General features: G+C 39.3%; 18 protein-coding genes. 15 read left to right on the top strand and 3 right to left on the bottom strand.

Annotation, left to right across the window (positions count from 1 at the left end):
• Nucleotides 1-567 precede the first annotated feature (567 nt).
• Together DTOX_RS13915 and DTOX_RS13910 are read right to left on the bottom strand one after the other, a co-directional pair.
• Entirely contained in the window at nucleotides 568-1,980 is a 1,413-nt protein-coding gene (locus DTOX_RS13915) for an MBOAT family O-acyltransferase (RefSeq protein WP_015758325.1), read from the bottom strand.
• A 17-nt stretch (nucleotides 1,981-1,997) separates the two neighbouring features.
• On the bottom strand, nucleotides 1,998-2,999 hold the full coding sequence (locus DTOX_RS13910) for an SGNH/GDSL hydrolase family protein (RefSeq protein WP_162013540.1): 1,002 nt from the start codon (nucleotides 2,997-2,999) through the stop codon (nucleotides 1,998-2,000).
• 240 nt (nucleotides 3,000-3,239) lie between these two features.
• Between DTOX_RS13910 and DTOX_RS13905 the strand changes: the two genes are divergently transcribed.
• The 7 genes from DTOX_RS13905 to DTOX_RS13875 all read left to right on the top strand — a co-directional run bounded on the left by DTOX_RS13905 (nucleotide 3,240) and on the right by DTOX_RS13875 (nucleotide 11,267).
• On the top strand, nucleotides 3,240-3,578 hold the full coding sequence (locus tag DTOX_RS13905; RefSeq protein ID WP_015758323.1) for a hypothetical protein: 339 nt from the start codon (nucleotides 3,240-3,242) through the stop codon (nucleotides 3,576-3,578).
• 238 nt (nucleotides 3,579-3,816) lie between these two features.
• On the top strand, nucleotides 3,817-5,253 hold the full coding sequence (locus DTOX_RS13900; protein WP_015758322.1) for a polysaccharide biosynthesis protein: 1,437 nt from the start codon (nucleotides 3,817-3,819) through the stop codon (nucleotides 5,251-5,253).
• Nucleotides 5,253-6,596 carry a nucleotide sugar dehydrogenase gene (locus DTOX_RS13895; protein WP_015758321.1) on the top strand — a complete coding sequence of 448 codons (1,344 nt, stop codon included), beginning with the start codon at nucleotides 5,253-5,255 and terminating at the stop codon, nucleotides 6,594-6,596. The genes DTOX_RS13900 and DTOX_RS13895 overlap by 1 nt, the downstream gene beginning before the upstream one ends.
• A 29-nt stretch (nucleotides 6,597-6,625) precedes the next feature.
• The gene (locus DTOX_RS13890) at nucleotides 6,626-7,942 is read left to right on the top strand and encodes a hypothetical protein (protein ID WP_015758320.1); all 1,317 of its coding nucleotides are present in this window, start codon (nucleotides 6,626-6,628) and stop codon (nucleotides 7,940-7,942) included.
• A gap of 1 nt (nucleotide 7,943) precedes the next feature.
• A complete protein-coding gene (locus DTOX_RS13885) occupies nucleotides 7,944-9,044 on the top strand; it encodes a glycosyltransferase family 4 protein (protein WP_015758319.1) in 1,101 nt (366 codons plus the stop codon).
• Nucleotides 9,041-10,108, top strand: a complete 1,068-nt coding sequence (locus tag DTOX_RS13880; RefSeq protein WP_015758318.1) for a glucose-1-phosphate thymidylyltransferase — start codon at nucleotides 9,041-9,043, stop codon at nucleotides 10,106-10,108. Before DTOX_RS13885 ends, DTOX_RS13880 begins: the two co-directional genes overlap by 4 nt.
• Nucleotides 10,109-10,190: 82 nt before the next feature.
• A complete protein-coding gene (locus DTOX_RS13875) occupies nucleotides 10,191-11,267 on the top strand; it encodes a glycosyltransferase family 4 protein (protein ID WP_157862965.1) in 1,077 nt (358 codons plus the stop codon).
• A gap of 169 nt (nucleotides 11,268-11,436) precedes the next feature.
• Here the strand turns inward: DTOX_RS13875 and DTOX_RS13870 are convergent, their stop codons facing one another.
• Nucleotides 11,437-12,354, bottom strand: coding sequence for a sulfurtransferase (locus DTOX_RS13870; protein WP_015758316.1), 918 nt, complete (start codon nucleotides 12,352-12,354; stop codon nucleotides 11,437-11,439).
• 547 nt (nucleotides 12,355-12,901) lie between these two features.
• On the opposite strand from DTOX_RS13870, the gene DTOX_RS13865 reads away from it, so the two are divergent.
• The 8 genes from DTOX_RS13865 to DTOX_RS13830 all read left to right on the top strand — a co-directional run bounded on the left by DTOX_RS13865 (nucleotide 12,902) and on the right by DTOX_RS13830 (nucleotide 21,503).
• A complete protein-coding gene (locus tag DTOX_RS13865; RefSeq protein ID WP_162013539.1) occupies nucleotides 12,902-13,540 on the top strand; it encodes an SH3 domain-containing protein in 639 nt (212 codons plus the stop codon).
• 52 nt (nucleotides 13,541-13,592) lie between these two features.
• Complete coding sequence (locus tag DTOX_RS13860; RefSeq protein WP_015758314.1) at nucleotides 13,593-14,312, top strand: YveK family protein; 720 nt, start codon at nucleotides 13,593-13,595, stop codon at nucleotides 14,310-14,312.
• A gap of 30 nt (nucleotides 14,313-14,342) precedes the next feature.
• Nucleotides 14,343-15,284 carry an SDR family oxidoreductase gene (locus tag DTOX_RS13855; protein ID WP_015758313.1) on the top strand — a complete coding sequence of 314 codons (942 nt, stop codon included), beginning with the start codon at nucleotides 14,343-14,345 and terminating at the stop codon, nucleotides 15,282-15,284.
• Nucleotides 15,274-16,446, top strand: a complete 1,173-nt coding sequence (locus tag DTOX_RS13850) for a glycosyltransferase family 4 protein (RefSeq protein ID WP_015758312.1) — start codon at nucleotides 15,274-15,276, stop codon at nucleotides 16,444-16,446. The genes DTOX_RS13855 and DTOX_RS13850 overlap by 11 nt, the downstream gene beginning before the upstream one ends.
• Before the next feature lie 168 nt (nucleotides 16,447-16,614).
• Entirely contained in the window at nucleotides 16,615-17,661 is a 1,047-nt protein-coding gene (locus DTOX_RS13845; RefSeq protein ID WP_015758311.1) for a GNAT family N-acetyltransferase, read from the top strand.
• A gap of 3 nt (nucleotides 17,662-17,664) precedes the next feature.
• The gene (locus tag DTOX_RS13840) at nucleotides 17,665-18,291 is read left to right on the top strand and encodes a sugar transferase (protein ID WP_015758310.1); all 627 of its coding nucleotides are present in this window, start codon (nucleotides 17,665-17,667) and stop codon (nucleotides 18,289-18,291) included.
• Nucleotides 18,292-18,303: 12 nt separating this feature from the next.
• Complete coding sequence (locus tag DTOX_RS13835; protein WP_015758309.1) at nucleotides 18,304-19,239, top strand: NAD-dependent epimerase/dehydratase family protein; 936 nt, start codon at nucleotides 18,304-18,306, stop codon at nucleotides 19,237-19,239.
• A gap of 266 nt (nucleotides 19,240-19,505) precedes the next feature.
• Nucleotides 19,506-21,503: a right-handed parallel beta-helix repeat-containing protein gene (locus DTOX_RS13830; protein WP_015758308.1), complete on the top strand. Its 1,998-nt coding sequence runs from the start codon at nucleotides 19,506-19,508 to the stop codon at nucleotides 21,501-21,503.
• Nucleotides 21,504-21,509: the final 6 nt, after the last annotated feature.

The following is a 21,509-nucleotide window of genomic DNA, read 5'->3' as shown; positions in this document are numbered from 1 at the left end:
CGCTGCTCAAATTACTAAATAAATGTGCTCGTGTTTATGTGTCAGTCAAATATATTGGTATTAATATATATTTTGCATAGATGACCATAATTAGCATATTGTTCAGGCAAAAAATAAAGGCTCTTTTGTTGTATTTTGATTAGTGGCCAATAGAGCACTTAACAAGGAGAAACAAACAAATCTTATTGATACTGCAGCGAAAGACTCCTGCTAATTTTTAAGAATAAGCATCACATAATTGATTTGAATAATATCAAGCTTGTTTCACATATGCTTTAAGATAATTATATCGTGACTATATTAAAAAATATGTTGTAATATGTCATCATTTTAAAAGTTTTAGGAAAGTTGGTTTAACGACTAAACTCGTTTCAAAATATCTAAATTATAGATAAGGATTGACACCGCTTTTTGGAGTTACCAAATGCATTTCCCTGAGAGCAAGAGCTATTTTAGGAGCATCGAAATCGTGCCAGGAAATTGAACATTTTCACTATTAGAAATGTTAATTGATTTGCTGTACTTTTTGCTATCTTCAGTGATTAATTTTCCTAAATTATGGAGAATTCAAAATTGAAAATATATAAAAGGAGATGTGTTATTTGCATCAAAGAAGATAATTGCCATTACAGTAAATACAAAGCCAAAAGCGGGTAACGGCTGTGACAGATTAAATGTCAGATAGCCTTCCCTTTTACTCATGCACTTTATTATGGTTGCAGCAATAACTACAGGTAACACGAAATAGAAAAGTGGTGAAAATATCCAGTTGATGCCGTCAGAGGGGACAAACATTTTATTTATAATTATAAATGCGTCAGTAAAAGTGCTTGCCCTAAAAAACACCCAGCAGACGCATACGAAAATGTATGTTAGAAGCCACGAAAAAGAATTAGATATATAATGATTAATATGTAATTTGTTTAAAATGTTCCACTTGCTAAAAGCTTTTTGTACTATTAATGCAGCGCCATGCAAGCCACCCCACACCAAAAAAGTCCAGCTTGCACCATGCCAGAAACCGCCGAGCAGCATAGTGATTATAATATTGACATTTTGTCTTATCCTACCTTTTCGGTTTCCTCCCAATGTAATGTACAGATAGTCGCGCAGCCATGCAGAAAGTGAGATGTGCCACCTGCGCCAGAATTCTGTAATATTCAGCGAGATATATGGCATATTGAAGTTTCGAGGCAGATCAAAACCCATTATTTTGGCAACACCTAGCGCCATATCAGAATACCCGGAAAAATCGCAGTAAATCTGTATAGAATAGGCAATAACACCACACCATATTGTAGGCGAGTCAAACAACTGTGGAGAATGAAAAACAGCGTCGGCACACACTGCCACTCGATCAGCAAGCACCAGTTTTTTGAAAAGCCCCATGGTAAACAGTTGTATACCTACGACAATATTGTGCTTTTTGATGACTATCTCTTGCTTAAGCTGCGGAAGAAAATCCGCAGGTCTTATAATTGGTCCTGATGCCAGCCTGGGAAAGAAGAAGACGAATGTAAGAAAATCCACAAAACTGTCAGTATGCTTTATTTTATTAGTATAGACATCGGCAAGGTAGCTAATTAACTCGAATATAAAAAAGGAAATACCAAGCGGAAGAATAATGTTGAGTGTAGAAGTGTTAAAACCTAAGCTCGAAAAAATTTCATTTGCATTTTCAATAAAGAAATTAGTGTACTTGAAATATGCAAGCACCAAAAGGTTTACTGTTACACCTATAACCAGTGCAATCTTTCTATTTTTCTTTTTGTCGGAGTTATCCGCAACAATATGACCTACGATGTAATTAAAAACTCCAATCCCCAGTAGTAAGGGTACGAAGCGTATGTCCCAATAAGCATAAAAAAATATACTGGCTATCAGCAAAATATTTTTCTTAATACGCTTTCCTTTTAGCAGTATAAATAACAGAATTAAAAAAGCAAAAAATATAAGGAACTGTATACTGGAAAATACCATTGATTTCCTCCTCTTATTTAGAAACCCTTACTCTTGAGGTAATTTGCTAATTCTACGCCCGTTGCATAATGGCCGAATTTGTTCAGGTGACCCCTGCTGGGATCTGTATTGTTAAATCCACGGGGAAAATGCTGTGTTTTCTTAAAAAGTATATTAAAGGAAGTCTGTAAATCAATAAAATCAACACCATATTTATTGCACGCTGATACTATTTTAAGCTTTGTGTCATTTTCCACATATTCGCTCCACTCAACGGTTCCCTGTTGGCCTATCATGGGGGTAGATGGAAGGTATAAAAAAGCCGCCTTATCACCAAAAATATGTTTAATTTGACTTACTTGCCAATCTATTAGTGAACTGCAATCAATATTTCTAGATATTTCTACTGCATATTTGGGGAGAAAGGGTCTGAGTTTGGGATGCAGAAAATCTGATACAATATCACTCAATCTAAAGTATAGATTGTATACAAATGGACATCTTACCTTTTCCTTTAAATTATCAAAACTGGAATTTTGCATATAATTAACGCGCTTTATGATAGCATAGGTCTGTCCATCTGCAGCAATAAAAGTATCTTTGCTCCTTAAAGTGGCATTAGAAGTAAAATCGTCATATGTTACCTGTATAATCACTTTGTTGGGATTAAAATAATCCATATAGACTTGTCCGTAACCTATATAGTCAGCCATAGATAAGCCGGATACTCCCGCATTATAAATAATTGAAGCCGATGCCAGCTTATTTTCAGCCACACTGCAAAAGTTATCATCCCTTTTCACTTGTTCAGCCTCAGTATGTGAATCGCCAAGAACAAGCACAAATTTTTTGTTATTTCTGATTATTTCGTCATTGTTAAAACCGTTTTTATCCATAATATAATTTCCGGATCCTTCTTTTTCGTTTACCATTTTGGCAAAAGGCTCATAATGGATTATTTCAGTGCTTGTTGTCGGAGTCTTTACGCTGGGCTTATACATGTAGCAACCCAAGATAGTATTCCAAAATATTGCTGACATTATTATGCAGCCGAAGTAAGTCAAAATAAGTTTAACCATTTTTTATCACCGTTTAAAGTATTCTTATATCTTAAAATATCTTAAAATCTTGAAACACTAATTCTATACTGTATGCGGTTAAACTTGAAACTGTAACAAGAAAAAATATACAAAAGCCTTAACCTTTAAATTTATAAACACTTTCACGAACCGTTTTTATTTATAGACAATAACATATGGTAAGGGAGGGAGGTGTGCTTATTGCTTGAAAAAAATAAAACTATAATCTTGCTCAGCATAGTTTCCTTAATTTATTTTATTTCATGTTTTACATATTTCTTTGCTGGCAAGAATGATAAATTAGAAAACCAGTCTAAAACTTCACTAAAAAGTACAACCGGCGAAACTTATGATGTTAAGTCCGAATTAACACAATTGGGAACCACAGTAGATGCTAAGAAAGAATATTTAGTATTTGACGATATTCTTTTTACTATGGAAAAAAATTTACGAAAAGGAGCCCAGGTTGAGCTGAAATTAATAAAAAATGATGGAAGAAATCAGTACGAGGTATATGTTAAAAAAAATGTTATTAAATAAGAGGATTAAGCTAGAATAAAAACATAAATTGCACTTCTTTTTTGAAATGAATATAAACTACAACCTTGTTTTATTTAATAAATGATTGGCCTGCAGTTACTTCTGTAGGTTTTCTTATTTTTTAGTAATGTCAGAGAACCTTTTGAGGGTTTTACCTATATTATGTATAAACCATAAATAATAAATCATTTTACCAATATTCAGCTGCTTAAGGTTTTTTGAAAAGAGGGACAAAAATGTGGTCGAATACAAAAAAAAAGTGTTAATAGTAGGTGCGGGAGTAGCCGGTGGGATCGTAGCAGATGTCTTAAGGCAAAGAACGGAAAGTGATTGGCAGCCAGTGGGTTTTGTGGATGATGATGTAAAGAAACAGAATTTGTATCTTTATGGTTTGCCTGTTTTGGGAAATCGGCACAGGATACCTGCTATTGTACAAGAGACTGGAGTACAGCAGATTATTATCGCTATGCCCTCGGTACATGGTGAGGTTGTGCGGCAAATTGTGGAGATTTGTCATCGAACCAGGACCCAATTAAAAATTTTGCCCGGAATTTATGATTTGATTACCGGAAAAATTAAAATCAGCGAAATTAGGGAAATTGTGGTAGAAGATTTGCTTGGACGCCAACCGGTTTCTTTAAATACTGAAGAAATTGCCGGTTATTTAACAGGCAAGGTGGTATTAATTACCGGTGCAGGTGGGTCAATTGGTTCGGAACTCTGCCGCCAGTTAGCTGTTTTTAAACCAAGGCTGCTTGTACTGTTAGGGCATGGTGAAAATAGTATTTATGATATCGAAAGGGAGTTGCAAGAAGAATATCCGACTCTGGCTCTGGCTGCGGTTATTGCAGATATTAGAGATAGCTCGCAAATCAGCAGTATTTTTAGTCAGTACAGACCTGCAGTGATTTTTCATGCTGCTGCTCACAAACATGTACCACTAATGGAAAAAAACCCTGAAGAGGCTGTAAAAAACAACATTATTGGTACTAAAACAATTGCCGAGGCTGCTCATATGGTTAAGGCGGAGATTTTTGTACTAATTTCCACCGATAAGGCAGTAAACCCTAGCAGTATAATGGGCGCTACAAAAAGGGTTGCGGAAATGATTATCCAATGGATGAATGGAAAAAGCGCTACAAAATTTGTAGGGGTACGCTTTGGAAATGTTCTTGGCAGTAGGGGAAGTGTAATCCCTTTGTTCAAAAAGCAGATTGCTTCCGGTGGGCCGGTAACCGTAACTCACCCAACCATGGAGCGCTATTTTATGACTATTCCTGAAGCAGTACAGTTGGTAATACAGGCCGGATCTTTAGCCAATGGCGGGGAGGTATTTATTTTAGATATGGGTAAGCCGGTATCTATTGTTGAGCTCGCTAAGAACTTAATTAGACTATCCGGTTATGAACCTGACAGGGATATTGCGATAGAGTATACCGGTATTCGTCCAGGGGAAAAATTTTCGGAAAGATTGTATTCGGATCAGGAACAGGTAGTATCTACGGGACATAAGCGAATTTTTAAGGTAGTGTCTTTAAAAAGTAACTTTAATGTTTTGAATAAAATGCTGGTATCTCTTGAAGATGGTCAATTTGTTTATTCTAAAGAGAACATAATATCGTATTTAGTTCAAGTTGTGGGCCTTAAAAACCAGTTAAAAGGAAGTGAGCTTTAGTGTCAGAAAACGAGCAAAGACCATATATAAGTGAAAAACTGGTTGAAAAACTATTAAATAAGAAGGCCCGTATTGCAATCATCGGTTTGGGTTACGTGGGGTTACCGCTGGCCGTGGAACAAGCTAAAATTGGTTTTGAAGTTATAGGTGTGGAAATTGATTCATCCCGCGTCAACATGCTAAAGGAAGGAAAAAGCTATATTCAAGATGTAACTGATGCGGCATTAGGTGAGTTAGTTAATTCGGGTAGATTTAAGGTTATTGATGATTATAGTTTGTTAGCACAAGTTGTTGATGTAGTGGTAATTTGTGTGCCTACTCCGTTGAACGAAATGCGCCAGCCTGATCTTTCTTATATTAATTCAGCAGTAAGTAAGATAGCAAGGAATCTTAGACGCGGTCAATTAATAAGCCTGGAAAGTACTACTTTTCCGGGGACAATAAACGAAATAGTGTTACCCATGCTGGAAGATAGCGGGCTTAAGGTTGGGTTAGATTATTTTTTAGCTTTTTCCCCAGAGAGAGTTGATCCTGGGAATAAAAAATATACTACTGTAAATGTAGCCAAAGTGGTTGGTGGTGTAACTCCCATTTGTACTGATATTGCCGTTACATTTTACCGGCAAAGTCTGGCAAATGTAGTTCCGGTTAGTTCGCCTGATGCAGCCGAAATGACTAAGATTTTTGAGAATACCTACAGGGCGGTGAATATTGCCCTGGTTAATGAGTTTATGCTTTTGTGTGACCGGATGGGCTTAGATATTTGGGAGATACTGGATGCTGCCGCTACAAAACCTTTTGGAATTCAAGTTTTTTATCCCGGGCCGGGTGTCGGTGGTCATTGCATTCCGGTAGATCCCTTTTACCTTGCCTGGAAAGCGAGAGCTTATGGATTTCAACCACGTTTTGTTGAGTTGACGGGCGAATTGAATAATCAGGTCTTAGAATATGTAATCCAGAAAATTATTACCGTTTTAAACGATCATGGTAAATGTTTAAATGGGTCCAAGATATTAATTTTAGGAGTTGCATATAAGAAAGATATTAATGATGTGCGGGAGTCGCCAGCCCTAAAGATTATTAAGCAGCTGCAAGATAAAAAGGCGGTTGTCCAATATTATGATCCTTATATACCGCAAATTTGCTTATCGGATAAAGGGGATTATTTGCATTGTATTGAGTTCACCGGGGAAAAGATTGCAGGATATGATCTTGTAGTAATTGTAACTGATCATTCCTGTATTGATTATCAACAAATCGCAGAAGCTGCCAGATTGATTATTGATACCCGCAACGCCGCTAAAAAAGTAATAAGGGGTAGAGAAAAAATTATTAAGATTTAGGCTCTCGCTTATGATAGGAAGGTGATTTATTGGAAAAACATCCCGAAAGATCTGCTCTTGAGCCGATCCTTTTTTTGGCACTGGCTGTGATAGCCAGTCTCTTAGTATATGACAAGATGGTCATTTTTGCGGTAGTTATCCTTTTTGCCGCTGTGGTGTTTTTTTTAGCTGACGGGTATCGGATTCCGAGAGAAGAAAGTTCTGTAATGTGGAAATTGATTTTGAGTGCCCTTTTGGTGCGAATTGTATTCATTGTTTACACTCTGGCCTTTGATAACCCGTTTATGAGGGCCGACGGTATTACTTACGCGTTGATGGGAGGGTCAATTGCCGAAGCCTGGCATGAGGGCCGTCACGTTGTGATCCATAAACTTAATTACGGGTATTACTATTATAATGCCTTTATCTTTTATATTACCGGTTATCATCCCACAGTTGTTCGGTTGATTAACAGCATTATCGGTGTCGGAGCAGCTCTTAATCTTTATTTTATCTCCTTAAGGTTGAGCGGCAGAAAGGCGGCCAAATTTACTTTTGCGTTAGCGGCGTTTTTCCCTTCCTTTATTGTATGGTCCGCACTTAATCTTAAAGAGAGCATAATTGTTTTCTGTATTACTTATATTACCAAAAAGATTATGGAGATTATTTCGGAATTCAGAATCAGTAATTTAATTGCTATAGCTATAGCTTTGCTGCCGTTGGTTGCTTTACGTTTTTATGTGGGAATCTTAGTGGGAATCGTTTTGGCATTCACGTTTGTAATATCAGGAAATAATTTCAGATGGGATAGACGGATTTCATACACGCTGTTGATTCTATTTGTCGCAGGTGTTGTACTTCTGCAAATGGGCTATGGATTTTTAGGGAAAGATTATGTGGCCAGCCAGAGCCTGGAAACCATTGAGCAGCAGCATAAAGCGGGGGCTATAGGGGATTCATCTTACGCTGAAGATGTTGACTTTAGTTCTCCTATTGGGGCCATGAAATACTTGCCCAAAGGTTTGTTCTACTTTGTTTTTGGCCCGTTACCCTGGCAGTCGGGGGGATATTTAAAGATTATCAGTCTCCCTGAAATGCTTATGCTTTATATCTTATATTTATATGTCATGAGGGGTGTCTCAAGACTGTGGTGCTCAAGGCATGGAGAATGCATGTTTTTAATAATTCTTATCTCCAGTTTTACTTTAATTTATGCCCTGGGCGGATCAAATATGGGGGGGATTTATCGAGTTCGATTTCAGGTGTTATCTTTGCTTTTTATCTTTATTAGTCACGGTATGGTGGGGCAAGTACAGTATAATTGGCTGCAGATTATTCGTGACCGTGTCAAGCTAAGGAGTGGATAATTTGTCTGTATTAATTTTTCTCTCTTCCTCCGGCAAGGGGGGAAGAGAGTTAAACACCATCAGGCTGATACCATATTTACTGAGCCGTGGTTTATCAGTTAGAGTAGTGGTCCTGGATGGTGGCGGATATGTTGCTAACCGGTGTTACTGTACCGGTGTAGATTGCTACACTTTGGGTTTATGGCCGGGGAAATTAAATTTTCTGGCGGTGTGTTTAAGATTCTTCCTTATTTTAAGAAAAACCAGACCGGATGTGGTGCAAGTTTATGGTTTTTTAGCAAGTATAATTTGTCGTTTTACTGCTCGCCTTCTGAGGATAAAGGTTGTGGTGGGAATTGTTGGGGCGGGGCATTTTATTGGAATAAGACCTCTAATGGAGAGAATAACTAAAAGACTGGTTAGCTGTTATACAGCTAATTCCCTGGCAGGAAAAAGCAGAATGCTCGAAATACAAAAAAACAGATCACCAAGAATTGAAGTAATTTATAACGGGATACCCAAGTATAGTGTCCCCGCAGCGGAGCCGAAAAAAATTTTTGTTGTGGGAACGGTAGCCAACCTACGACCTGAAAAGGGCTATGACGTGATGCTCGAGGCTCTGGCTAAAGTCAAAACGGAGTTGAGGGACGTGGTAACCATAAAGTATTTAATTGCCGGAGAGGGTAAGCTCAGAGAAGAACTAACGAAAAAAATAAATAGCCTTGGTTTAAATGAGCAGGTTGAATTACTGGGCATGGTAAATAATGTTGTAAAGGTATTGTATGAATTGGATTTATTTGTACTGCCTTCGTATACTGAGGGAATGCCCAATGCTTTACTTGAGGCTATGTCGGCCGGAAAATGCGTTATAGCTTCCAGAGTCGGAGGTATACCTGAAATTATTGAAGACGGACACAATGGTTTGTTGGTGGAACCGGGTGACCCGGAAAAATTATGCCGTGCATTGATTATAGCCATATTAGACTCTCAGTGGCGGAAAAATATGGCGGTGCAGGGGCAAAAAATAATCCATGAAAAATTCTCCTTATCGCGACAAGTGGAGGACAGCATTCGGGTTTGGACATCGGTCTGTCAGGATAACTCCAGGGAGGTGAGCCGGTGAAAGCACTTATTTTATCCGGCGGCAAAGGTACTCGCCTGAGGCCCCTTACCCATACTATGGCAAAACAGTTGATTCCGGTAGCTAACAAGCCGATTCTCTATTTTGTCATTGAGGAAATATGCGGGGCGGGAATAACCGATATCGGAATAATTATTTCTCCGGAAACAGGAGACAAGGTGAAAGAGGCTGTCGGCAGCGGAGATCGTTGGGGAATTAATGTTACTTATATTTTACAGAGGGAACCTTTAGGTTTGGCTCATGCGGTAATAACGGCCCGTGATTTTCTGGGAACAGATTCGTTTTTAATGTTTCTCGGCGATAATCTTATTCAGGGTGGTGTCAGACATCTGGTAGCCGGCTTTGAAACATCAAAAATTGAGGCAATTATTCAGCTTAAGGAAGTTAAAAACCCTCAGCAGTTTGGTGTGGCCGTAATGGGGGAGAAGGATCGAATTGTCAGGTTGGTGGAAAAACCTAAGGACCCTCCCTCAAACTTGGCTTTAATAGGCATTTATTTATTTAAAACAGATATATTTGATGCTATTGACAGGATTAAACCTTCCTGGCGGGGGGAATTGGAAATCACCGACGCCATTCAAAATTTAATCGACGGGGGTGGTCGGGTTGAAGCCCGCCGCTTGGAGGGTTGGTGGCTGGATACCGGTAAAAAAGATGACATTCTAGAAGCCAACCGTGTGGTTTTGGATGAATATACGCGTAAGGTAAACGAGGGCTTTATAGACAGTGACAGCAGCATTGTAGGGAGGGTTGAGGTTGGGCTAAACAGTAAAATTATTAACAGTACTTTGCGTGGTCCGGTTTGCATCGGTGAAGGAGTAACGATCAAGGATTGCTTTATCGGTCCTTTTACTACTGTAGGGAAAAATAGTTTTTTGGAGAAAGTTGGGGTTGAACATTCGGTAATCCTGGAAAACTGCCATCTGTATAATGTTGATCGGATCGAAGACAGTTTGATTGGCTACAATGCGCTTATTAATAAAGGTGACACCCGGAGGCGGGCTATCCGTCTCTTTGTGGGCGATGACTCACAGGTAATGGTTTAATTTTTGGAGGGTTGACAGTGAACTTAAGTGCATATCAGGAGTATTGTCAAAAATGGTATGGCCTGGCTCTCGGGAGTTAAGGATGCGCGTACTGTTTTTGCCTAATACACCTTCTAACGGGCCTTCAGCCAGGTACAGGGTTTATCAGTTTGTTCCTTACCTTGCACATAATAATATTAAAGCGGTTTGTCACAGTGCCCTAACTCCCTTTATTTACAGTAAATTCTCCCCTGCCGGCGGTTGGTTGCACAAAATTATTTATTTTACTTTATCAGCCCTGTTCAGGATTTTAGCACTGCTGAGATTACCTTTCTATGACGTGATATTTATTCAAAAGCTGGTTTTGCCTCATGTTTACCCGTTTCCTGAGGTTTTGCTGTGTAAACTGGGAAAGTGGCTGGGAAAGCGAGTAATCTTTGATTTTGACGATGCTATCTATACCGTATCTGCTGTTCGAAAAAAAACCTTGATAGAGAGGTTATCCTATCCGGAGCGAGTACAAAGAATTATCGGTCTTTGCGACGATGTTGTGGTTGGTAATGAGTATTTAGCCCATTTTGCCCGTAAATATCATAAGAATGTTCATCTGATTCCCACTTCTATAGATATGACTAAGTATCCTGTGCCGAAGTTTAATGAACAAAAGGCAGGGCCGTTTGTTATAGGCTGGATTGGTACACCCAGCACTTTACCGTATCTTTATTCGATAAAACCTGCTTTGCAGGAAATAGCTTTAAAACACGAAGTTGTTTTAAGAATTGTGGGCGGAAAAGATTATGCTTGTTCTGGAATAGAAGTGGAGTATTTAACATGGTCTCTGGATAACGAGGTTGAATATATCTGTTCTTTTGATATCGGGATTATGCCCCTGACCGATGACCCCTGGTCCCGTGGCAAATGCGGCTTAAAATTGCTGCAATACTTGGCGGCGGGTGTTCCGGCAGTTGCCTCTCCTGTTGGAGTCAATAAAGACATTATTGATGATGGTGTGAATGGTTATTGGGCCGAAAGCACACGCCAGTGGGTTGATAAAATTGAGCGGATAATTTCATTTCCGGCCGAGCATATAAATATGACTCGACTGGCGCGCAAAACTGTTGAGGATGAATATTCACTTGCCGCTAATTTAAATAAGCTGATTAAAGTTTTAAGTGGCTGAGAAAGTCGCTTTAAGCGACTTTCTCAGCAGTCATAAGAACTTACGCTGCCCTGAAAATAAATATGGATGATATTTGCATACTATAATAATGCCGCTATAGTTGTATTGTTGGAAATTATGTAAATTTTATGGGATATAAAGTAAATAAGGGAAAGGCTAAGCCTTTCCCTTATTTACTTCCATATGAAAGAGGTTTTTCCCTGGACCAGTATAGATAAAAACCGTCATACACTTTTACTTTTTCGTATCCGAGCAGTTGAGTCAGAGCGAAATAGATGTAAGAGGCTCTATAGAAATTATTGGAATATGTTATAATTTGTTTGTCCTGGGTAACTCCTTGTTTGGTGAAGATTTCATCTAATTCAGAAGTTGTTTTAAAGGTCTTATCTTCGTTTATAAGCTGATCCCATGTTATATTTACTGCACCTGGTATATGACCGCCACTGTACTCTTGAGGTGAACGTGTATCAATTATAATATTACTGCTCGGGTTTTCCATAGCTGTTACAATATCCCCGGTTTCGGCAATTGCTTTAACCTTTTGATTTGCTTCAGTAATTTTGAATTGTCCTTTATTACCTTTTCTCTCTCGACCGCCTGCGATTTCATACCCTTTAGACTTCCACTGTTCGAATCCACCGTTTAAGATCTGAACATTTTCTAGTCCATACATATGCAGGTAGAACCATAAGCTGGCATGGTAGTAGTTATCGCTGTAGATTACGATGTGGTCTGTCATGTTCACTCCGAATTCCCGAATGGATAAAGATAAAAGCTTAGGAGAAGTAAATCTACCCCGGCGGTTTGGATCAGAAAGTGCCTTCATATTATAACAAATTGCTCCGGGTATATGTGCCAGTTGATATGTATTCCTGTCCCGGGCATCAATGATAGTTAAATTCGCCTGACCTATTTTTTTCTTTAACTGTTCCGCACTGATTAAATATTCCGGGTGCGCAATAGGTTTCTCCTTAGCTTTTTTTTGCATGGCTGTTAAGTCAATTTCCTCCTTATTACAGCCGCTTAGCAGCAATGCAATAAGTGCTAAAAAAACTAAGCCTAACAGATTAGTTTTTTTGATTTTCAATATACTTATAACCTCCCAATTTCATATTATATGGCTAAAAACTATTCACCTCCAGATTTCTTTTTAACTATTACATAAGGCGGAACTAGAATATTTATATGTGTGTAAATAAGAGCTGGTGACATATTTATAGTATTGCAACACTAAAAAATAACTTGTTAAAGCTATTGCGGGTTTATTGTGAAAACAATACCCGCTTTTTTAGGTGTAACAACGAATAAGAGCCGGGCATAAAATAACGAGAAACAAAATTAGTAAGGGAGGTTTTATATGTATTGCGATTTTTGGAGGAAACTTTACTGTCTGGTAAGATCGGTTGCTGGTTGGAAGGTTTAAAAATTATTTATAGAACAGAACACCTCTTTAAACCGGGGATGTTTTGCTAGGGAGCGGTTTATAAATGTGGTCATGGATGATCATTGCTTTAATTTCACTAACTTGTCTTTTCTGTTTTATTAGTGTAATGCAATTAGAATTAAAAAAATCTTCGGCTAAGGTATGGATTTTTTTTACATGCTGTCTTATTGTTGGGGTGGTCATTACCATAATGAATCTTCCTTCAACGGTTATGCCGAAGTATGCTTATGAGCCCCAAAAACCCCAGATTAATCTTAAGGAGTTAAAGGCAGCGGAAAATAAAATAGAGGTAAACCTTATCGGGAAAAGAGTGGTGGTAAAATCATCTGAGCTTTATATCTGGGCAGACAAAAGTTTTAAAGCTAAAGTAGTTGGAACTGTAAAAAGCGGTGAGATTCTAAAAGTTATAGCTGTCCCTCCTAATCATGATTGGCTAAAAATACAAACGGGAACCGGCTTAACAGGTTGGGTAGTAAAAAGTTTCGTAGAAGTTATACTGGATGAATCAGAAAAGCAGAAAGAGGAAGATAAAGCCGTAGAGAAAGATAAAGCCGTAGAGAAAGACAACGCCGTAGAGAAAGACAACGCTAAAGATGAAGATGATAACAAATCCGGTACTGCCGGGACAGGAAAAAAGGTTAGGGTAAAAACTTCCGAGCTATTTGTTCGGGCAGATTCCAGCTACGATGCCAAAGTAATTGGTACAGTTAAAGGTAATGATACTCTAATAATTTTAGAGGCTCCTGTCGGTTTAAATTGGGTAAAGATAAAGACTGATGCCGGTTTAACGGGATGGGTAGCGAAAAACCTCGTAGAGTTTTTACCGTAAGTGTTAGAAAACAGGAATATAATGTAAAGTAATGTTCTGGGAGGTATAATTTGTGAGGGCTAAAGAAGTAGCAAAAGCACTTGGAGAAATAAAATTAGCATTGTTGGCAGTTCCTATTCTGGCGATGATAATTAGTGCGGTTATTAGTTCAACTGTGTTGTCTCCGGTATTTAAGGCATCGACAACTCTGATGGTTTTTAAGCAATCGGAAGTTGCTGTTCCATATGAAGTAAGTATAGGGACAATTACGCTAAACCAAAAAATCGTTAAGACTTATGCGGAATTGGCAAGAAGCACTCTTATACTAGAAGAAGTGATCAAGCAGAATGAGCTTAAAATGTCTATAGAGGATTTAAGACAAAAAGTAAATGTAGAATTGCTGGGTGATACGGAATTTTTAAAAATTTCAGTGGAAAGTTCTAACCCGACTATGTCTGCCATGTTGGCTAATTCAATGGCTAAGGTTTTACTGGAAAAGGTCGCAGATATATTGAATTTTGACAACCTGCGAGTTGTTGATGCCGCTTCGCCGCCGTCCAGCCCAATCTGGCCTAATCGCAATTTAAATGTGTTACTGGCTGGGATATTAGGATTAGTTTTAGTTTTCGGAGTGGCATTATTTAGGACCTCTTTAAGAAATGATTCGGGAGAAGCAAGCAATGTGCCGCAGATAATTTTGCATCCAATTAGCCCAAGCCAAGCAGTAATGTATCAGTCTGTAAAGACTAACGAAACTTGTAAAAATAGTGGGCAAGATCCAAACCAGCAATAATGATTCTATTATTCATGGGGGGTTTTATAATTGAGATGTCTGGTAACCGGTGGCGCCGGTTTTATCGGCTCAAATCTAGTGCATACTTTAATAAATGAAGGATATAAAGTACGGGTCTTAGATAATTTTTCTACCGGAAAGTTCGAAAATATAGAGACTGTGATTAAAAATATTGATCTTATTGTGGGCGATTTGTGTAGAGAGGATGATGTGCGGAGGGCGGTAAAGGGGGTTGATATTGTCTTTCATCAGGCCGCTCTGCCATCTGTGCCCAGATCGGTGGCGGATCCCTATACAACTAATAGAGTTAATATCGAAGGTACCTTAAATGTTTTTTTAGCAGCCCGTGACAGCGGAGTTAAAAGAGTGGTTTACGCATCCTCTTCCTCAGTTTACGGCAGTAATGAGAAACTGCCTAAGGAGGAAACTATGCTGACCAGACCCATGTCACCCTATGCGGCCTCAAAATTGGCTAAAGAGGTTTACGGGCGAATATTTTATGACTTGTATGGCCTGGAAACAGTGGGATTAAGGTACTTTAATGTTTTCGGACCGCGGCAAAACCCCGAGTCTCAGTATGCCGCGGTTATACCGAAATTTATAACCGCTCTGCTAAAAGGAAAATCCCCTGATATATATGGAGACGGAGAGCAGTCCAGAGACTTTACCTATATTTCAGATGTGGTAAAAGCTAACCTTTTAGCTGCCAGGGGTTCAGGAGCTGCCGGGGAAGTTTTTAATATTGCCCGCGGAACTAAGATTAATCTCAATGAATTGCTCAATCTGTTGAAAAAGATTACCGGCAGTAAGGCAGAAGCGGCGTATGCTGCTTCGCGTCCCGGTGATGTGAAACACTCTTTGGCAGCAATTGAAAAGGCACAGTCAATTCTTGGGTACCAACCGGAGGTGAGTCTGGAAGCCGGTCTGCGTCAAACCGTTGCCTGGTTTGGGGGGAGTTCCCTTGTTAATTAATCTGCCCCCCAAAAAAACACTTTTAATTATTCATGTGGCGACTATCGGTATTACGGCCTATAAGGCTCTTTTAACCCAGTGTCTGAGACAAAGAGAGGCTGGTTTGGAGGTAAGGTTTGTCTTTAGTCCTTCTCCGGAAACCGAACTTTTGCGTGAAATGGACTTTGCAGTAAAAGAAATTTATATTGACCGGGATATCAGACCGGTTAAAGATTTAAAAAGTATTTTAGGCCTATCAAGGTATTTTCGGGATGTGAAGCCGGATTTGGTGCATACTCACACCTCTAAGGCCGGAGTGGTTGGGAGAATTGCTGCTCAATTAACTGGTGTCCCCAATATTGTACATACAGTACATGGTTTTCCTTTCCATGAAAATATGCCTTTTTTTAAAAAGCTGTTGTATGAACGGATTGAAAAAATAGCAGCCAGAATGACTGATGTAATGCTTTTTCAGAGTAAGGAAGATGTTCTTACTGCGCAAAAACTGTCTATTTGGCCCCGAAAGGCCGCACCCGTGCATATTGGTAACGGAGTGGACTTAACTCAATTTCACCCGGAAAAATCCACTACGGCTAAGAAAAATGCCCTTAGATTAAGCCTGGGTATTCGAAAAGATGAGCCTGTAATTATTATGATTGGCCGTGTTAACCATGAGAAAGGCTTTAACGATTTGGTAGACGCTTTGCATATTATACGTCATTTATCATGGAAAACATTAGTAGTTGGGCCTGATGAAGGTTATTTGCCGGTTATTTTAGATAAAATCAACCAATATAAACTAAAGGAACGTGTTGAAATTCTCGGATTGCGCAGAGATATTTCTGATTTATTGGCTATCTCAGATATTTTTGTTTTGCCTTCTTATCGGGAAGGCTTACCCCGTTCCTTAATTGAGGCCCAAGCCACGGGTTTACCTTGTATTGCCAGCAATATTAGAGGGTGCCGGGAAATAATTGAGCCGGAGCAAACCGGTTTTCTTATCGAGCCGGGGGATTATATTGCTTTGGGGCGATCTCTGCGGAGGCTTTTGGAAAATCCGGAGCTTAGTAGGGAGATGGGACGGGCTGCCAGAAAGCGGGCTGAGGAATGTTATAGCGAATTGGAAGTTAGCATGAAAATATTGAAAGCTTACCGGATGGTTTTAAACTTTTCTGTAATTTAGGAAACCGTGTTTATGTTAGATTTGTGGATAAATCTAATAAGTTTACCGCAAATCTTCCTTCCAGTGCTTATATTGTTATTACGGGGAAAATACTAATATTGCACAATATTTCTACCTCTTACGTATAATACACTACCCGCTTGACAATAAAAAGAGGTGAAATATGATTTGTTTGAAGTAATTTCCCCATCTCAAACTAACCGGTGGCTTGAAGCGATAAAAAGAATTGATGGCCTGGATTTGCACTATAGGTTGGAGTATTGCCGTCTATGGGCTGACGACGGTTGGCCGGAAATGTTTGTTTACCAGGAAGGTAATGACTATTTGGTCTATCCTTACATTATAAGATCAATTAATCAAATACCTGGTTTTAAAGACAAACTCTCAGAAGAGCTGTACGATATTACCACGCCCTATGGTTTTGGCGGGCCGATAACCTCCCAGGAAGCAGGTATAAAATTTAGAGAGAATTTTTATCAATGTTTTTCCCGGTATTGCTATGAGAAAAATATTATCAGCGAGTTTATCAGATTTCATCCTCTTTTGGAAAATCACCGGCTTTGGGAAGAGCAATTGACTCTAACCCAGGTTTCCTCTAATGTGTATGTTGATTTAACCTGTTCTCCGGAGGAACTTTGGGCTAACTATGATTATAGCAATCGGAAAAATATTAAAAAGGCCTACAAAGAGGGTCTAAAGGTATTAATAGAGGAAGAGCCTTTTCATTTTCAAGAATTTCTGGCTATTTATCATCACACCATGGATCGGAATAAAGCCAGTGGTTCTTATTATTTTCCGCAGGAGTTTTATGAGCAGCTACACTGTGATTTAAAAGGATGTTTTATATATGCTCATACGATTAAGGATGGAAAAATCATTTCCACAGAGTTACTGGTATTTAATGAACGATACATTCATTCCTTTTTAGGCGGAACGTTGTTGGAATACTTTAGTTGTCGTCCCAATAATATCCTTAAGCACGAGATAATTGAGTGGGCCCGGTCCAAAGGTATTAAATATTTTCTTTTGGGGGGCGGTTATGCTGATGAAGATGGCATCTTTCGATACAAACGCTCTTTTTCCCGTAACGGAGTAAAAGACTTTTATGTGGGGAAAAAAGTCCATAACGAGGAGGCTGTGAAAAGGTTGGAGCAGTTAATGATCTTTGAAAAGAGGATGCACGGAGAAAATTATTTTCCACCTTACCGGAGGTAAAATATGTCAATTGGTGCTCGTAATCAGGCTATCAAGCGTATTGTTGACTTAATTTTGGCGATATTATTGATAATTATATTTAGCCCGATCTTTTTAGGAATGGCTTTGTTAATTAAATTTACCTCACCGGGGGAAATCGTTTTTAAGCAGAAGCGTCTGGGCCTTCACGGACAAGTGTTTTGGATGTTTAAATTTCGAAGCATGGTGAAAAACGCAGTCAACATAGGATCAGGAATGTTTGTTGAAGAAAATGATTCCCGGATTACCCCGGTGGGAAAATTATTAAGAAAAACCAGTTTGGATGAACTGCCTCAGCTATTTAATGTTCTTAAAGGTGAAATGAGCTTAATCGGACCCCGTCCGGCACCCCTGCACCACTTTGCTAAATATGATTTGCGTCAGATAGAAAGGCTTAGTGTAAGACCTGGGATAACGGGATGGGCCCAAGTCAATGGGCGAGTTGCCTTGTACTGGCCTGAGCGTATAGAAATGGATTTATGGTATATAAAAAATTATTCTTTGGGGCTGGATCTAAAGATCTTGTTAATGACCTTTATATCTGTGTTCAGGCGAAAGGGAACGGTAGCCAAGACGGATCGCAGAGAAAAAGATCCCTTTATGAAAGAATGAGGAGGTAACTGATTGATTAAAAAAATACTGGTTACCGGAGGAGCAGGGTTCCTTGGTTCCCATCTTTGTGAAAAGCTGTTGACAGAAGGTTACCAGGTAAGAATACTTGATAGTTTTGCCTCCGGTAGGGAGAGCAACCTGAAAAATATTCAGAAGAATATGCAACTGGTGCGAGGCAGTATTTCTGATGAATCAATGGTTAATGAGGCCTGTTGCGGGGTAGACGCAGTCATTCACACTGCCTTTCCCATGACCATTAGGGAGCGGGATTTAAATAGCGGTCTGGTTTCAGATGTTTTAACCGGATTTTTTAATGTTCTAAAGGGGGCTTTAAATAACAATGCTTTATTGGTGTATATTTCTTCTATCGCGGTATACGGGAACCAACTGTACACACCGATAGATGAAAGACATCCTTTAGAGCCGGTGCTCTTGCATGGTGCCCTAAAACTGTCCGGAGAAAATTTTTGCCGGGTTCTCACGAAAAGCCACGGGCTAAGAGCGGTGATTTTACGTGTTGCAGATATTTATGGGCCGCGCAACACCAGGATCAGTGTACCAATTAGATTTTTACGGCAGTCCTTAAAAAATGAATTGATTTCTGTATATGGAGACGGAACACAAAGTCGCACCTATACCTATGTGGGAGATTTTACTGACGCAGTGGCTAAGGTGCTATCAGTCCCGGCAGTGGAAGGAGAAATTTTGAATCTGTCTGCTGACTGGAGCATTTCTATGTATGAATTGGCTCAAATGGTTAGGGATATTACGGGCAGCAAAAGTGAGATTAGAATGTTAAAAGATGCTCCGGTGGAGGACCGCAAGCTGTTAATTGATAATAGAAAAATAAAACAATTTCTGGATTTTAAACCCATGTTTAGTATGAGGCAAGGTCTGTTTTTAACTGTCGAGTGGCTTAAAGAAAATCCTGATTTTTATAGTGTATAAGTAAAATAAAAGAGAAAATTTATGATCATATTTCCTCCCGGTCTTAGTATATTTCTAATATGTTTTGTTTTAATCAAGAAAGTAGCTTTAAGCGACTTTCGAGCAACCAGAGGCATCGTGCTCATTGGAAATTATGCGACACTAACCTTAGCTTATCCACAGATCAGTTAAAAGCATAATTTCCCAGAGTATGAAAAATATTTTAAGAGTTGTCCAAGAATATATTTGGTTAAAAGAATATACGGTGGATATGGGAGGTGATTGCTATGCGTGATATATTAATTATTGCCGGTATAGTTTTAGTATTTTTGTGGTTTTTAGCTCTTGTATATTATTCATCAAAAAAATCACGACGAAAGCAGATAAATACTATCTTTTATGTAGCCCCATGGGGAGATGATCATAACCTTGGAAACCCGGAAAGTCCCTGGCGCAGTATTCAGTACGCTGTAGACCAGTTGAAACCGGGAGACCAGCTTATCTTATTCGGAGGGACTTACATAGAATATATTACTATAAGAAATTCCGGAACACAGGAGAAGCCGGTTACAATTATGGCAAAAACCGGGGAAGAAGTTGTGCTGGATGGTATGGGCCTGGTATGGAAATACGCCATTAATATCGAATTCGGTGCATCATATTTAACAATTGAGGGTTTAAAGATAAGTAACTATATATTTGGTATTGGTCTATGGGGTCAGAATACCCATGTAAAACTTAAGGGCTTGGATATATCCGATTGTGGAACCGCTTTGCAAATCATATCCGGAGAAAAATTAGTGATTGAAAACTGTTCCTTCCACAATAACAAAGGCCCGGGTATGGCTATATCGCCAGGCCCGATAAACGACACTATAATAAAAAATACCCGTTCTTCATATAATGAAGGAACAGAAGTTGCTGACGGGTTTATCCTGGAAAGCGGTAACGGGGTTCTGCTGGAAAAGTGTACGGCAGATCACAATGCCGGTTCCGGTTTTAACTGTGGGATTGACCAGCTTACTATATCTGCGTGTGTCTGTGAAGAAAATGCTAAGATAGGCATCAATTTAAGCAGCAATAATGCAAAGATAGTAAACTCGATAATTAATAGCAACGGAAATGCCGGTTTGGTTTATCGTGGTAAAGACTCCCTGACAATAGTTAACAATCTATTTGTAAACAATGGTTTAAAGGGTGAATACTGCATTCGAGTGAATGATCAGATACTGCCTGCACCGGCAAAAATGTTTTCGGTAAACAACATTTTTGCCTTTAACTACTGCGGGATATTCCTGGGTGGGTTTGTTATATTAGAGAATGAAGATTATAATATTTACTGGAGCAGGGATGATGCTGAGATTGTGATTAATAACCGAATTTATACCAGGGACGAAATAAATTCGAAAGTATGGTATGAAGAAACCGGCCAGGGAAAAAACAGCCGGTCAATAGATCCTTTGTTTGTTAACTTGCAGTACCGTGATTACCGATTGGCACGGAACAGCCCTGCTATAGATCGAGGAACTGGGGCTTTTGCTCCTGATAAGGATATTGACGGTAATATTCGTCCGCAGGGACGTGGCGTTGATATCGGCCCATACGAAGCAGCGGAGGGCAGCATTGTTTTGCCTATCGCGGTTGCACCGAAGACACCCGGTTATTCCAGTGATATTTCAGGGACTTTGGATTTTTGCTTGGACTGGGGTGTGGTCAGTTCTGTGCATAAAGTCGTAAAATATTGTGTTCAGGTGAGAGATGGCTTAAGCGGCAATTGGCAAAACTGGCTTATGGAAACCCCGGACATCGGCGGCGTGTTCAGCGGAATGTCTGATCATACCTATTATTTCCGTGCTAAAGCCAGGGATATCCTGGATAATTGGGGTGATTGGTCGGGAACGTCTTATACTATTGTTCCTATGGATGACCAAAATCCATTAATTAGATATTCCGGCGAATGGTCAACTGTGGTTGATGATTTTGCTTACTTGAACACATTGCACTATTCTTCCGCTCAGGGAGATTATTTTACGTTGAAATTTAACAGTAGTGAAGTTGCCTGGATTGGTGTTAAAGGTCCTGATCGCGGGCAGGCCAAGTTATATCTGGATGGAGAACTGCAGCAAGTGGATTTATATAGTGGGAAGCATCAATACAGAATACCGATATTTAAAGTTATTTTGCCGGAAGGAGTACACGAACTGAAAGTTGAGGTTTCTGGAACAAAAAATAAGCTGTCGGCTGGTTTCAGGGTTGATTTAGATGGTATAGCCATTAAGCGGTAAAGTAAT

Origin of the sequence: Desulfofarcimen acetoxidans DSM 771 (assembly GCF_000024205.1) — a bacterium.
Lineage (GTDB): Bacteria > Bacillota > Desulfotomaculia > Desulfotomaculales > Desulfofarciminaceae > Desulfofarcimen > Desulfofarcimen acetoxidans.
The sequence above is the reverse complement of the archived record's forward strand: the minus strand, read 5'-3'. Positions and strand labels throughout refer to the sequence as shown.

Excerpts from the sequence above, each read along its gene's own strand:
- DTOX_RS13915 (WP_015758325.1), bottom strand. The coding sequence starts at position 1,980 with ATGGTATTTTCCAGTATACAGTTCCTTATATTTTTTGCTTTTTTAATT.
- DTOX_RS13910 (WP_162013540.1), bottom strand. The coding sequence starts at position 2,999 with ATGTCAGCAATATTTTGGAATACTATCTTGGGTTGCTACATGTATAAG.
- DTOX_RS13875 (WP_157862965.1), top strand. The coding sequence starts at position 10,191 with ATGCGCGTACTGTTTTTGCCTAATACACCTTCTAACGGGCCTTCAGCC.
- DTOX_RS13865 (WP_162013539.1), top strand. The coding sequence starts at position 12,902 with ATGAATCTTCCTTCAACGGTTATGCCGAAGTATGCTTATGAGCCCCAA.
- DTOX_RS13840 (WP_015758310.1), top strand. The coding sequence starts at position 17,665 with ATGTCAATTGGTGCTCGTAATCAGGCTATCAAGCGTATTGTTGACTTA.
- DTOX_RS13830 (WP_015758308.1), top strand. The coding sequence starts at position 19,506 with ATGCGTGATATATTAATTATTGCCGGTATAGTTTTAGTATTTTTGTGG.